This window comes from uncultured Psychromonas sp. (assembly GCF_947489755.1).
Taxonomy (GTDB): domain Bacteria; phylum Pseudomonadota; class Gammaproteobacteria; order Enterobacterales; family Psychromonadaceae; genus Psychromonas.
The window spans coordinates 57,815-70,680 of the sequence record NZ_CANLFB010000012.1 but is presented as its reverse complement, the minus strand read 5'-3'; the positions used below and the strand labels follow the sequence as shown (position 1 = coordinate 70,680).

The following is a 12,866-nucleotide window of genomic DNA, read 5'->3' as shown; positions in this document are numbered from 1 at the left end:
ATTTAACGCTTTATTAAGGTGAACCATGATTGAGCTAAAACACTTAAAAACGCTATCAACACTGAATAAAGCAGGCAGTTTAGTAGAGGCCGCAAAACAACTACATTTAACACAATCAGCATTATCACATCAGCTAAAAGAATTAGAGCAACGTTTGGACTGTTCGTTATTTATTCGTAAATCACGTCCAATTCGCTTTACCATTTCTGGTTTACGTCTCCTAGAATTAGCAGATCAAGTTCTCCCACAAATTCGTCAGGCTGAGCGAGATATTTCACGCTTTGCTTCTGGTGATGCAGGGCGTTTACACATGGCGATAGAATGTCATTCTTGTTTTCAATGGTTAATGCCTGCTATTGATAAGTTTCGTGATAGCTGGCCTGAAGTTGAGCTAGATTTTTCAAGTGGTTTTAGTTTCTTACCTTTACCTGCCTTAAAACGCGGTAACTTAGATTTAGTGGTTACGTCAGATCCTCAGCCAATAGAAGGGATCTGTTATATTCCTTTATTTAGCTATCAATCGATGCTCGCATTAAGTCGACATCATCCCTTAGCCAATAAAACGTATATAGAAGCAGAAGATCTTAGTGGAGAAACCCTAATCACTTATCCTGTTGAGAAAGAGCGTTTAGATATTTTTAATGCTTTTCTAACACCAGAAGGCGTTGCTCCTGCAAAAATACGTCAGGCAGACATGACATTAATGATGCTGCAGTTGGTGGCTAGTGGTCGAGGTGTGGCGGGTTTACCCAATTGGGCATTGTATGAATATTTGCAAAAAGATTATGTCGTCGCGAGACGTTTGGGCAAAGAGGGCGTTTGGAAAACACTGTATGCAGCGGTGAGAGAGGAGCAACATTCACTTGCTTTTATAGAAGATTTTATAACAACGGCCATTGAAAGCTGTTTTAGTAACTTAAAAGGGATTAAAGTACCAGATGCGATCCCTAATGGGATAAATACGGAAATAAATGAGGGTATAAGTGCTGAGCAAAGTGAATAAGCTAGGCGTGTTTTTTGGTCCTAAATTTATATTTTAGATCTTTTTATGCATATTCATTGATCTTGATACTGTCTTGATAATGTTTAGTTAAATTATAATATTGCACCTGTGCGCAACGCAATACATAATGAAATACCAATCAATATCCAATAATCAATAAGCAAAAACTAATAAGTAATAACTAATAATTATTATTAAAAACTAACTAATCAAAATAGAGTGACCCATATGAGCTGTTGTAATGCAAAAGGATTAATGCCGTTAGCTGATGCGTTGGAAACAATGCAAGAAGCGTTATCGATAGTATGTGACAAAATCACGTTACCATTATCGGACGCGTTGGGCTTTACACTTTGTGAAAATATTATTTCACAAAAGAATGTACCTCCTTTTAACAATTCAGCAATGGACGGTTATGCATTACACGCTGATGATTTAAAAGATTACTCTACAGACAATCCAGTTAAATTAACGTTAGTTGGTAAATCCTTTGCAGGTGTGCCTTTTAATGGAGAAGTTGAAGCGGGTTGTTGTATTAGAATAATGACAGGTGCATTAATACCTGATTCATTAAATTGTGTCGTCATGCAAGAGCAATGTTTAGCTGAAGGTGAGTTGATTACTTTTAGCAGTGCTTCTGAAATCAATAATAATGTTCGCTTTGCCGGCGAAGATTTAAGTATTGGACAGCACGTTTTACAAAAAGGGCATAAATTAACGCCACGTGATATTCCTTTACTTGCTTCATTAGGTATCGCTAATGTCGAGGTTTATCGAAAACTTAAAGTGGCAGTATTATCGTCTGGTGATGAGTTAAAAAGTTTAGGTGACACATTACAACAAGGCGAAATATACGATAGTAATAGATATAGTATTATGGCGCTTTTGTCTCGTTTGAATGTTGAAGTGATTGATTTCGGTATTATCAAAGATGATTACGCCTTAATTAAAGCAGCAATGCTTAAAGCAGATAAACTGGCAGATGTTGTGATAACAAGTGGCGGTGTATCAGTGGGAGAGGCTGATTTCATTAAAGAAGTGCTTAATGAAATAGGTGAAATAGGGTTTTGGAAACTCGCCATTAAACCGGGCAAACCGTTCGCTTTTGGTCAGTTGCAAAACAGCGTCTTTTTTGGGTTGCCAGGAAATCCGGTTTCCGCTATCGTAACTCTATATCAATTAGCTGTACCAGCAATGGCTAAAATGAGTGGTGAGCTTGTTAAACCTGCGCTACGCTTGAATGCAATATGCAGCGATGCATTGTCAAAAGCACCGGGAAGAACTGATTTTCAGCGTGGCACCTACTCAACTAATGAGCAAGGCCAACTTGTTGTCTCAACGACAGGAAATCAAGGTTCTGGTGTATTTAGTTCAATGAGCCAGTCAAATTGCTTTATTGTACTTGAGCAAGACCGAGGTAATATTACGGCAGGAGAAACGGTTGTGGTTGAACCGTATAGTCCTTTGATGGATTGATGTTTAAAATAAACTGACTGATATAAAAAGTAAAAAGTAAAAAGCAAAAAGTTAAACAAAACAAGTGCATGAAACAATAAATAATAGTACTAATAACATTATCAATAACAATATTTTTATAATAGACGTAAAAGATAAATTAAAAACTAACTACCAGCACAACGAAGTGCTTCAGGACAAATTATGATTAAGACAGATGACGTGAATATAACAGCAATCAAAGAACTATTACCCCCAATTGCTCTATTAGAGAAATTTCCAGCTACATCTGAAATCAGCCGTACTGTTTCTGGTTCTCGTAATGCTATCAGCAAAATTTTAAGTGACGAAGATGACCGTATGTTAGTGATCATCGGACCTTGTTCAATTCATGATACAGAAGCGGCGCTAGACTATGCAGCTAAACTGATGCCATTACGTGAAAAATATAAAGACTCATTAGAAGTTGTGATGCGTGTTTACTTTGAAAAGCCACGTACAACCGTCGGTTGGAAAGGACTCATTAACGACCCTGAATTAAATGGCACATTTAATATCAACAAAGGTCTACGTACTGCACGTAAATTATTATTAGATATCAATGCAATGGGATTACCTGCTGCAACAGAATTCCTTGATATGATCACACCACAATATGTTGCTGACTTAATGTCATGGGGCGCAATTGGTGCTCGTACTACTGAATCACAAGTTCACCGTGAGCTAGCATCTGGTCTTTCATGCCCAGTTGGTTTCAAAAATGGCACAGACGGTACGATTAAAGTAGCCGTTGATGCGATTGGTGCAGCTAATGCTTCACATCACTTTTTATCGGTAAACAAATTTGGTCACAGTGCTATCGTAGAAACAGCGGGTAACCCAGATTGTCATATCATTTTACGTGGTGGTAAAGCGCCTAACTACAGTGCAGAACATGTTGCTGCCATTAAAACTGATTTGAAAAAATCTGGTTTAGCTGAAACATTAATGATCGATTTCAGTCATGCAAACTCTGAGAAAAAATTCGAAAACCAAATGAAAGTCTGTGATGACGTTTGTAGCCAAGTTTCTGGTGGTGATAAAGCGATTTCAGGTGTTATGGTTGAGAGTCATTTAGTTGAAGGTCGCCAAGATTTATGTGAAGGTGTTGCTGCAACTTATGGCCAAAGTATTACCGATGCATGTATTGGTTGGGATGCAACTGAAACATTATTAGCAAACTTATCGGCTGCCGTTATTGCTCGTCGTGGCTAATAACTTGTTATCAGCGATAGGGTAGCTTATGGTAAAGCACTGTGAAGACAGTGCTTTTTTTTTGCTTTTTTTTGAATTTAAGCAAGAAGTAAAATATTTATAAAATTAAACACCTATAGGCTTTTTATTAGATTATCGCTGTTAATCTTATGTAGAATAAATTATTCAAAAAATGATTTTTATTGCCAATTAAATACACTATTTTGTATTGTGATTCGTTTATAAACATTATCAAATAGATTCAAGCGAGACTTAATGACCGTAAAAAATAAACCCATCATGATTCTAGGTTGTACTAGTGATGCAGGTAAATCACTGATCGTCACAGCCATTTGTCGGTTACTGGCCAATAGAGGTGTTAATGTTGCGCCTTTTAAAGCACAAAACATGAGTAATAATGCCGCTATTACAGAAGATGGTTTAGAAATAGGTCGTGCACAATATCTACAAGCGATCGCCGCTAAAGTCACTCCTTCTGCATTAATGAACCCCATATTATTAAAACCAAGTGCTGATACCTTTAGCCAAGTTATCATTAACGGTAAAGTCGATACTGAGATTTCTAATATGCCTTGGATGGCGCGTAAAAAACTGCTTTGGCCAAAGGTTCTAGAAGCATTAGAAACGCTGCAAGGTGAGCATCAACAAATAGTGATCGAAGGGGCGGGCAGTCCTGCGGAAATCAATTTACGTCAAGGTGATATCGTCAATATGAGTGTCGCCCTAGCTTGTCAGGCAGATGTGTATTTAGTCTCAGATATCGACCGCGGGGGTTCCTTTGCACATCTATTAGGGACTTGGGCATGTTTGGCAGAAGAAGAGCAAAAACTGATTAAAGGATTTGTACTCAACAAATTCCGTGGCGATCCTAAATTGTTAGGTAATGCGATGGATTGGTTAGAAGAAAAGACCGGTATTCCTACGGTAGCGAACTTGCCTTATCATCGTCATCAATTACCAGAAGAAGATAGCTTCCGTTTAGGTACAACTTGGCAACATGGTGCTATCAATGTTGCGCTTATCTATTATCCTTATGCCTCTAATATGGATGAGTTTGATGCGCTAACTTACCAGAATGATATTAATTTAGTGCCTGTTCAGAAAAACCAAGACCTCTCGGTGTTTGATGCTGTAATTCTACCGGGCAGTAAAAATAGCGGTAAAAGTTTAGCATTTCTACAAGAAACCGGCTTGGATAAAGCGATTCAACAATTTAGCAAAACCAATAAATTAATATTGGGTATTTGTGGTGGATTACAGATCCTCGGTAACAGTATTAATGATCCATTACAGCTTGAAGATGGCAATAAACAAGGTTTAGGTATTATTGATTTGAGTACCACCTTAGCCCATGACAAAGCAACACTGCAAAGAAACTTCGATTGGGTAGGTGAAACAATAGAAGCTTATGAAATTCATCACGGAGAAAGTCTTGTATTAAGTGATGCCGTTAAACCCTTTATCAATGATAATATGGGGTGGCAACAAGCTAACGTTTATACCTCTTACCTACATGGATTATTTGATAACGCTGTTTTTTATAACTGGTTTATGCAACAACTAGGTGCAGCTCAAAATGGTATTAGTTGGAAAGCACATATCGATCAAGAGTTAGATAAATTAGCCAATATGTTTGAAGAGCACGGTTGGTTATAGCAATGAATATTAAACCTTACAATAAACTGACACTGATTGCCTTATCAACGGGATTGATGGTTGGTAATGCACAAGCCGCTGACAGTTCACCTTTCGATTCAGTTGAAGAAGCTTTCGCCATTGCCACGTTAATGTCAGACAGTGGGGCGTTAACTTTTGGTTTTACTAATTTTGATTTAGAAGTTGATGATCCTGGATTTGGTGATGAAAATACCGTTGATTTAAAAAACAGTTTAAGTGTGTTTGTTATCCCTTATACATGGGACTTAGCGCCTAAAAGTGAAGCTTGGGATCATGCATTGACCGTGCGTGCTTTTTATATTAATTCTGAGCGGGATAGTGAGATATTTTCCGGCATTACTGATGAGTTAAAGCAAGATACCTATGGTATCTATGGCAGTTACTCTCAATTTTATCATGTCACGGATAATTGGTACGTTACCTCTGCTTTGGGGTTGCATCTTATCTATTATAAAAATGATTATAACTATGGTGACGGTTTTCCTGAAGAAACCAAAGCGTTATACGATGATAGTGAATTTAACATTAGTACGTTTGCCGCGATTATAGAGCCTGAAGTCGGTATCGGTTATGAACGAGAAGAAACCTGGGGATCATGGAGAGCACATAATAATAATAACTATATTTATGGGCAAGGTTTAGCAGGCTCTATTAATGACCCTTATAGCATTAATCCCGAAGGGTGGCGTATCACTAACGGTGTTGAATTTACTGTTGGTGTGCCAGATCTATGGGGTGTTGGTGACTTTTTGACCATTGATTTTAAACGAATCGATTTGATTGGTGATTTAACAGCGATTGCCGATAATGGCTATTACTATGAAACCAGTTTTGGTTGGGTTATTGATACCAACAACCAAATACCTTTGCTAGATAATATTGGTATTGGTGTCTCTATCAATTATGGTAGTTCAATCAGTGGTGCAACGCTTGTGCTTTATTGGAATGAATAAAGCACAATGTATATGAAGATGAGAATCAAATCCCTGTAGTATAAAAATTAAGGGTTCAAGCGAGTAATCGCCCATTCAGCACCTTGTTTAGTATAAACAAAGCGATCATGTAGTCGATCTGCTTTACCTTGCCAAAACTCAATTTTTTCAGGAATAACGCGGTAACCGCCCCAGAACTCAGGTAAAGGAACGACTTTACCTGTTAATTTTTCTTCATAAAACTTCACACTGTCTACCAATGATTGACGTTCATCTAACACTTGGCTTTGTTTTGAAGCCCACGCGCCAATTTGGCTGCCACGCCCACGAGAATGAAAATAGGCTTCAGATTCTTCATGGCTAATGCGTTCAATTCTACCTTCGATACGTACTTGGCGTTGTAAAATATTCCAATGAAATAATAAAGCGGCAAAAGGGTTTTCCTCTAACTCGCCCGCTTTTCTACTGCCATAGTTAGTAAAAAACACAAAACCATTTTGATCGACTTCCTTTAATAACACCATACGTGAAGAAGGGCGTCCTTCAGCCGTACAAGTTGAAACCGACATCGACTCAGGCAGCACAACGCCTGTACTTTCAGCTTCTTTTAACCAAGTATCAAAAAACTGAATCGGGTCACTCGTGGTTGTGAGGGCTTTATTTTCAATTAAGACACCTTGTCCTAAGGTGAATGCGCAACGAAGTTTACTGAGTAATGACATGGTTTATCTTTATTAGTTAGATTGAACAGTGAGTGAAGTGTATAATTTGTGCTAATTTTTGTCGAACTTATTGTTTTTTATCTACGTAAAATGCTCTTTAAATCAATAAAATGACACACTTGACCTAATTTCAGTCGTACTAGGATGATAGATAAATGCATGACCGTTTTACCGATGATGAATATTGCCAATATTTAATTAACATATTAGCAAGCATTTTCCCTCACTTGATTATAGAAGGGGGAGCAGATGAACCCTTTTATCAAGCAGCAAAAGGCAATGTCAAAGCCGTTCTTTATTTCAGAGATAATTACCCAAGAAGTCTATTACATGAATTGTCTCATTACTGTTTAGCGGGCGATCGCAGACGAAAGTTAGATGATTTTGGTTATTGGTATTCACCCTGTGGGAGAAGTGCGGAAGAACAGACAAAATTTGAATTAGTAGAAGCAAGGCCGCAGGGCTTAGAAAAAATCATGTGTGAAATACTGGAGCTCAAGTTTTCAGCGAGTATCGATGACTTTTCAGGAAGACCGCCATCAGATGCATTTTTAAATAAATTAGAAGCGGCTTATCAAGAAATGCGATTAACCCCATCACCGACTGCAATGAAGGTGTTAACTGCATTACGTAATAACAATAACAATACACAATAAACGGTATAGAGGGGGTAATACCATTCCGCCTAATTATGTGATCTAATGTGTTCAATTGTTAACTAATTGTATTCTCTGGGTGACGTATGAAAAAACATGACTTTTCTGAATTGGCCAAAACACATAAAAGTGTTTGTATGAGACTGCGTTATTCTGCATTAGCACACTTTCAATAAGGCAGCTCTCGTACTGATATCGCTAAGTTTCTTAAAGTGAGTCGGACTAGTGTTAATAAATGGATATCTTAATATCATCAAAATGGATTGGTTGGATTAGTTGATAAAAAGACAACGGGTCGTCCCTTACGATTATCTAAAGCCCAATCACGTCAACTAATTGAATATATAAATGAATATAAAAAAAATGATAAGGGTGGGCGATTAGTAGGAACTGATATCCAGTTGTTTATTGCTGAGAATTTTGGCCATAAATACCCTCTTTCAAGTGCCTAAAAATCACTTTACCGCTTAGGCTTTTCATGGATAACCTCTCGCTCTAAACACCCAAAATAGTCCCTTGAAGTTCAAGAAGATGTTAAAAAAATTCCAAATAAAAACGATTCTTAAGATCCCTGGCCATTAGCCGTAAAACAGCAACAGTTTGAATATGCTTATTTATTTGACTCTGTTTGTTTGCCAATGGGTAGTCACAAGCGATGGTGATACCTTATGTAAATAAAGATATTATGCATGTTCACCTTAAAGAAATATCCATGAGCACCGCCGAAGATCGACATGCTGTCATCATTCATCATTCATCATTATAGATGGAGCAGGTTGGCACACAGAAGTTCTTGCTACAGAGATTAATAACGTGAGTGTTATTAAGCTTCCTCCGTACTCGCCAGAATTAAACCCGATAGAACAAGTATGGAGCTGGTTGCGTCAACATCATTTAGCTAATCGTTGTTTAATGGCTATGAATCAATTGTGGATGCTGTTTGTGATGCATGGAATGACTTTGTAAGTGATAGTCAAAGAGCAATAAAAATGTGCGCTAGGGATTGGATTAATCTGATCAGCTAATTAGACGGAATGGTATTAAAAAAGTAAGTACAGCGATATTTTGCCCCTTGGATTCAAATAATAATATAAGTGGCAATTAGCTAATTATGGCTATTCACGGTTAATTAGGTAGCGTTGTTCAATAATGTATATTCGTCTTCTAAACAATTGAATCTTACCACTCAGCTCCCCAGTTTAGGATTCAGTAACTTGAAGTGCCACGGACTTCAAATCAATAGTCTATGGTTTTCTTTGAGCTAGCCAACTAGTGAAGTCAATAATATTCATTTCAGAGCTAGAGATGACTTTATTTTTATGAGGAAAAACTCTCGAATAATATTCTTTGTTAAATCAACACCAATCGTAGTATTGTTCATATTATTTCTCCATAAGCGATTAAATTACTAATTTTATATTAGTAGGATTAGGTGGAGGAGTCTAATTATCTGTTATGTGTTTAATCAAGCACTCAAGTTACACGCGTAACTGCGATAGTTTGGGTACACACATAACAAGTCATTGCAGTGGACTTAAAACAGTTGGCTTTTTCGCTGCGCTCAATACTATAGCTAACTTTTTAAGCCTCTGAATGAGGCGTTGAGGCTGTAGAATAACTAGTTTTTTACAAAAAATAGTAAATTTAAGTTTTTAAAATATTGTTTTAATTGATTATTAAATTTCAAAAATGGCTGTGTTTTCCTAAAATGGAGAAATTCTACAGCCTCGTTATGTTTTTCTTAGGCTCTCTGCATAGGTTGCTATAATCGCTCACGATGTTATGATTACTATAAGTACCATAAATCAGAGTTCAACTTATATGTCAACACTAGAAGAATCCTTAGAACTATTCCCTGAAAATCAACCGATTTTTAAACAGTTTCTACCTACAATTACTAGATTAAATGATAGTACACCTATTATTAATGAATGGGATATCCCATCAACGATTAAACAATTATCATATTTTGTTCATAGTCACTATAGATATTATGGGAAATTCCCTTCAGCTGTTGCTGGACAAATACTTGAACAATTCCCCTCACCCTCAGAGGAGCATTATGTATTAGATAATTTTTGTGGTTCGGGTACTACACTAGTTGAAGCAAAATTAAGAGGAATTAAATCTTATGGTTTAGATATTAGTTGGCTCTCAGTTCTTGCATCAAATGTAAAAGTAACTACTGTCGATATCGCTAACATTAAGAAAGAGCTTAATGAATTAGTAAGTTGGTTTGAGAATAATAAGAGTTCTTTTAACGTGCCTGAAATTGACTTCACTAAGAAGTGGTTTGAAGACATGGCATCTCGAGACTTACTAGTTATTCAGCAATACCTCCTAACTCTAGATAAGTCTACTATACGTGATTTCTTAATCGTAGCTTTCATTGGGATTGTTAGAAGAGTTTCTAAAGCACATAATGGTGAAGTAAGACCCCATATTAACAAAAAGAAAAAACAACGTGATGTAATATCTGCATTTTCTAAAAAAGTTAATGACATGTGTAGCGACCACGATGATTTTCAAAAAAATATATTAGAGACGAGTTCTGAATGCTGTCTAGGGGATAATTTGAATCTTCCCGAAAAGTTTGATGACGGGAAATGTTATCTAGTTATTAGTCACCCCCCATACCTAAATAGCTTTAATTATGCACCAGTGTTCAATTTAGAGTTTTATTGGGGGCAAGTATTTGAGGATGAATATACACAAGGTAATAGTAAATTATATAAAACTGAAATGAAGGCGCACCCTGCAAATGAAAGCATTCAAGGTAGATATTTTAATCATTTAAAGTCATGCTATGAAGAAGTTTTCAAAATACAAAATCAGGGAGGGGTTTTAGCTGTCGTGATAGGTGATTGTACGAGAAATGGAAAGTTAGTTCCTGTACTTAAAAAAACGATTGATATAGTTGAATCCATAGGATATAAACTTGAGGAATTAAACTATAGAACAACTCATTACGGGTTAGGTAAATACGCATATAATCACCGTGCAGATTATCACGGTGATCAAGAAGAGAAAAAAGATGGAATACTTATATTTAAGAAACCGTAGTGAATAGATTGTTATTTATAACAAACTTTTTATAAGTACTATCTTCAATATCAAAAAATATTTTACCTTCATGCTGATTTACAATAGCTAATGCAATATCACGTACGTCAGCATTTTTTTCAAAGTTTTCTTTAGTTACTTTATCGTAAAAGGATTCTCCGAAACGTTCCTCAAAGGCTTCGAAAGCTTCAACGATGATATCGTCATGTACTACAAAATTCTTATCAATACATGACTTTATCATGTTCTGACTTTTTTCTTCCCAATGAGAGAATTCAGTTAACACAAGAACACTAACCATTTCTGTTTCAGGTTCTCTTTTATCAAAGCTATCAAATCTATTTTTTCTGACATCTAAGGCTACGAAAGAAGCCTGCTTAGCTTTTTCAGGAGTTTGAGGGCCAGCTAAACAGTCATTTAACAGAGCAACCACATGATCGTCATTAACGGATATTATTTCTAGAATCCTACAATTAGATAATGACGGATTATAATCTCGTAAACTACTTTCATTGCCAATAATTTGAGAGTCACCTTCTGTACTTAGTGTAAAAATAATTCTACTATCATCAGCTATATTTTCTTGAAAAGAAAAAGTAGAGTCTTCTGCTTTTGTTATGTTTATAGCTCTGTCATTCGAGAAGCAAATATTATAAGTGTGTCTTTCTTTACCTCTAGGCGCAAAAGATATAGTGAATTCATTATTGTATGGAACTTTATAGCCCTTGTTGTTTCCATTTTTAGGAAATGTTTTTTTAAACTTACCGTTTACAGTTTGCTCAACACCAACCTTTTTACATTCAATAAAACTAATTACATTAGATGGGTCAGTTATTGAACCTCCATTTATAACAACAGGATTGCCACTCTCATCAATATTAGTGGAAGACAACAAAATAAACTCTACTTTATGACCTGCATTAGAGAATCCATGAAGTTTTGGCTCAACTTGAAGCCTTGTTAACATTTCTTGATCTCTCGCAATAGCTGCATATGTTAAAACCTCAAGCATATCACCGACTTTTCGTCCTACTTGATGGCCTGCATGGCGAAAATGAGAGATGTATTTAAAAGTATCCGATAAATTAGTCATTTTTGTCCTTAAAGAAGTCAGCAATCTCTATTTTTAGAGCGATTGATAATTTTTGTATGTTATTCAGGCTTATATTACGGTCACCACGTTCTACACCACCGATATAGCTTCGGTCTAACTCAGCAAGATCAGCAAGAGACTCTTGAGATAGCCCACGTGATTTTCTTAGTTCCCGGATTTTATTCCCAAAAGAAATAGTTATTGATGTTTTAGTATTTTCATTCATCCGAACATGATTAGATAAAGAGGACTATAAGTCCACGGACTATGAGTACCAAGGCATAACAAGTTGCTCAAACAGGACAAATGATAGTTGTTTTTTGCTCGTGCCTCGCTTATTTTAACGAACTGATTATTTACCTCTTAGAAATAGATCTGGACACCTACCTACTTTGAATTAATTGAAGAGTTAAACTATCTTTTTTAAATGCTTTTTTTTTCATGTTGGAGGTAGTTTATTATGACGCAATCTCGCCAATCACAGGTGTCGTTAACTGACACGCCTTATTACCATTGTATTTCACGTTATGTTCGCCGTGTTTATTTGTGTGTATGCCATTATGTCGAATCATTATCACCTCGTATTGCATGTTAATGAAGTAGATAGCAATCAATTAAGCCATGAAGCTGTTTGTGAACGTTGGTGTCAACTTTATTCAAAACCCGTATTAGTTCAACGTTGGGAATTAAAGCAAACCATCTCAGAAGCAGAAAATAAAACAGCATTAGCCATCATCGAAGGATGGCTAGCTGATATATCATGGTTTATGTGCTGTTTAAATGAATTCATTGCGCGTAAAGCGAATAAAGAAGATGAATGCACTGGGCGTTTTTATTCGCTGCCATCCATGGCGCTCACCCTTCAGGCCAGCTAAAGCGGTTCTAATTTGTTCCCTACAAATTAGTGGGAAGGGCGTTTTACTTTCTTATAAATCGTGAGGCAAGCTTTATTAGACGAAGATACATTGCTTACTTGTATGGCCTATGTTGATTTAAACCCTGTGAGAGCAA

12 protein-coding genes and 1 pseudogene are annotated in these 12,866 nt (G+C 36.5%); 10 read left to right on the top strand and 3 right to left on the bottom strand.

The features are described from left to right. Window positions 1–25: 25 nt before the first annotated feature. From Q0794_RS08740 to Q0794_RS08720, 5 genes are all read left to right on the top strand, one after another. Window positions 26–1,003 carry a LysR family transcriptional regulator gene (locus tag Q0794_RS08740; RefSeq protein WP_298941335.1) on the top strand — a complete coding sequence of 326 codons (978 nt, stop codon included), beginning with the start codon at window positions 26–28 and terminating at the stop codon, window positions 1,001–1,003. Between the two features lie 228 nt (window positions 1,004–1,231). After that, complete coding sequence (gene moeA, locus Q0794_RS08735; protein ID WP_298941334.1) at window positions 1,232–2,479, top strand: molybdopterin molybdotransferase MoeA; 1,248 nt, start codon at window positions 1,232–1,234, stop codon at window positions 2,477–2,479. A 180-nt stretch (window positions 2,480–2,659) separates the two neighbouring features. Continuing rightward, entirely contained in the window at window positions 2,660–3,712 is a 1,053-nt protein-coding gene (gene aroG / locus Q0794_RS08730; protein ID WP_298941377.1) for a 3-deoxy-7-phosphoheptulonate synthase AroG, read from the top strand. 255 nt (window positions 3,713–3,967) lie between these two features. Next, the gene (locus Q0794_RS08725; protein ID WP_298941333.1) at window positions 3,968–5,368 is read left to right on the top strand and encodes a cobyric acid synthase; all 1,401 of its coding nucleotides are present in this window, start codon (window positions 3,968–3,970) and stop codon (window positions 5,366–5,368) included. A gap of 2 nt (window positions 5,369–5,370) precedes the next feature. Then, complete coding sequence (locus Q0794_RS08720; protein WP_298941332.1) at window positions 5,371–6,342, top strand: Solitary outer membrane autotransporter beta-barrel domain; 972 nt, start codon at window positions 5,371–5,373, stop codon at window positions 6,340–6,342. 47 nt (window positions 6,343–6,389) lie between these two features. Here the strand turns inward: Q0794_RS08720 and pdxH are convergent, their stop codons facing one another. Continuing rightward, window positions 6,390–7,043 (bottom strand): pyridoxamine 5'-phosphate oxidase, encoded by a 654-nt coding sequence (gene pdxH / locus Q0794_RS08715; RefSeq protein ID WP_298941331.1) that lies wholly within the window; start codon window positions 7,041–7,043, stop codon window positions 6,390–6,392. A 155-nt stretch (window positions 7,044–7,198) separates the two neighbouring features. On the opposite strand from pdxH, the gene Q0794_RS08710 reads away from it, so the two are divergent. The 3 genes and pseudogenes from Q0794_RS08710 to Q0794_RS08700 all read left to right on the top strand — a co-directional run bounded on the left by Q0794_RS08710 (window position 7,199) and on the right by Q0794_RS08700 (window position 10,762). Then, on the top strand, window positions 7,199–7,699 hold the full coding sequence (locus Q0794_RS08710) for an elongation factor P hydroxylase (protein WP_298941330.1): 501 nt from the start codon (window positions 7,199–7,201) through the stop codon (window positions 7,697–7,699). A gap of 86 nt (window positions 7,700–7,785) precedes the next feature. Continuing rightward, window positions 7,786–8,724 (top strand): annotated as a pseudogene (locus tag Q0794_RS08705) (transposase). A 796-nt stretch (window positions 8,725–9,520) separates the two neighbouring features. Beyond that, window positions 9,521–10,762 (top strand): DNA methyltransferase, encoded by a 1,242-nt coding sequence (locus Q0794_RS08700; protein ID WP_298941329.1) that lies wholly within the window; start codon window positions 9,521–9,523, stop codon window positions 10,760–10,762. On the opposite strand, the gene Q0794_RS08695 is transcribed toward Q0794_RS08700, so the two are convergent. Both Q0794_RS08695 and Q0794_RS08690 read right to left on the bottom strand, forming a co-directional pair. Further along, entirely contained in the window at window positions 10,749–11,855 is a 1,107-nt protein-coding gene (locus Q0794_RS08695) for a hypothetical protein (RefSeq protein ID WP_298941328.1), read from the bottom strand. The two genes, Q0794_RS08700 and Q0794_RS08695, sit on opposite strands and share 14 nt — an antisense overlap. Beyond that, on the bottom strand, window positions 11,848–12,081 hold the full coding sequence (locus tag Q0794_RS08690) for a helix-turn-helix transcriptional regulator (protein WP_298941327.1): 234 nt from the start codon (window positions 12,079–12,081) through the stop codon (window positions 11,848–11,850). The genes Q0794_RS08695 and Q0794_RS08690 overlap by 8 nt, the downstream gene beginning before the upstream one ends. 234 nt (window positions 12,082–12,315) lie before the next feature. Here Q0794_RS08690 and Q0794_RS08685 point away from each other — a divergent pair, with 234 nt between their 5' ends. Both Q0794_RS08685 and Q0794_RS08680 read left to right on the top strand, forming a co-directional pair. Then, window positions 12,316–12,450: a hypothetical protein gene (locus tag Q0794_RS08685; RefSeq protein WP_298941326.1), complete on the top strand. Its 135-nt coding sequence runs from the start codon at window positions 12,316–12,318 to the stop codon at window positions 12,448–12,450. Next, window positions 12,416–12,730 carry a hypothetical protein gene (locus tag Q0794_RS08680; protein WP_298941325.1) on the top strand — a complete coding sequence of 105 codons (315 nt, stop codon included), beginning with the start codon at window positions 12,416–12,418 and terminating at the stop codon, window positions 12,728–12,730. The genes Q0794_RS08685 and Q0794_RS08680 overlap by 35 nt, the downstream gene beginning before the upstream one ends. The last annotated feature ends 136 nt before the right edge of the window (window positions 12,731–12,866 follow it).

Excerpts from the sequence above, each read along its gene's own strand:
- Q0794_RS08740 (WP_298941335.1), top strand. The coding sequence starts at position 26 with ATGATTGAGCTAAAACACTTAAAAACGCTATCAACACTGAATAAAGCA.
- moeA (WP_298941334.1), top strand. The coding sequence starts at position 1,232 with ATGAGCTGTTGTAATGCAAAAGGATTAATGCCGTTAGCTGATGCGTTG.
- Q0794_RS08725 (WP_298941333.1), top strand. The coding sequence starts at position 3,968 with ATGACCGTAAAAAATAAACCCATCATGATTCTAGGTTGTACTAGTGAT.
- Q0794_RS08720 (WP_298941332.1), top strand. The coding sequence starts at position 5,371 with ATGAATATTAAACCTTACAATAAACTGACACTGATTGCCTTATCAACG.
- pdxH (WP_298941331.1), bottom strand. The coding sequence starts at position 7,043 with ATGTCATTACTCAGTAAACTTCGTTGCGCATTCACCTTAGGACAAGGT.
- Q0794_RS08710 (WP_298941330.1), top strand. The coding sequence starts at position 7,199 with ATGCATGACCGTTTTACCGATGATGAATATTGCCAATATTTAATTAAC.
- Q0794_RS08700 (WP_298941329.1), top strand. The coding sequence starts at position 9,521 with ATGTCAACACTAGAAGAATCCTTAGAACTATTCCCTGAAAATCAACCG.
- Q0794_RS08695 (WP_298941328.1), bottom strand. The coding sequence starts at position 11,855 with ATGACTAATTTATCGGATACTTTTAAATACATCTCTCATTTTCGCCAT.
- Q0794_RS08690 (WP_298941327.1), bottom strand. The coding sequence starts at position 12,081 with ATGAATGAAAATACTAAAACATCAATAACTATTTCTTTTGGGAATAAA.
- Q0794_RS08685 (WP_298941326.1), top strand. The coding sequence starts at position 12,316 with ATGACGCAATCTCGCCAATCACAGGTGTCGTTAACTGACACGCCTTAT.
- Q0794_RS08680 (WP_298941325.1), top strand. The coding sequence starts at position 12,416 with ATGTCGAATCATTATCACCTCGTATTGCATGTTAATGAAGTAGATAGC.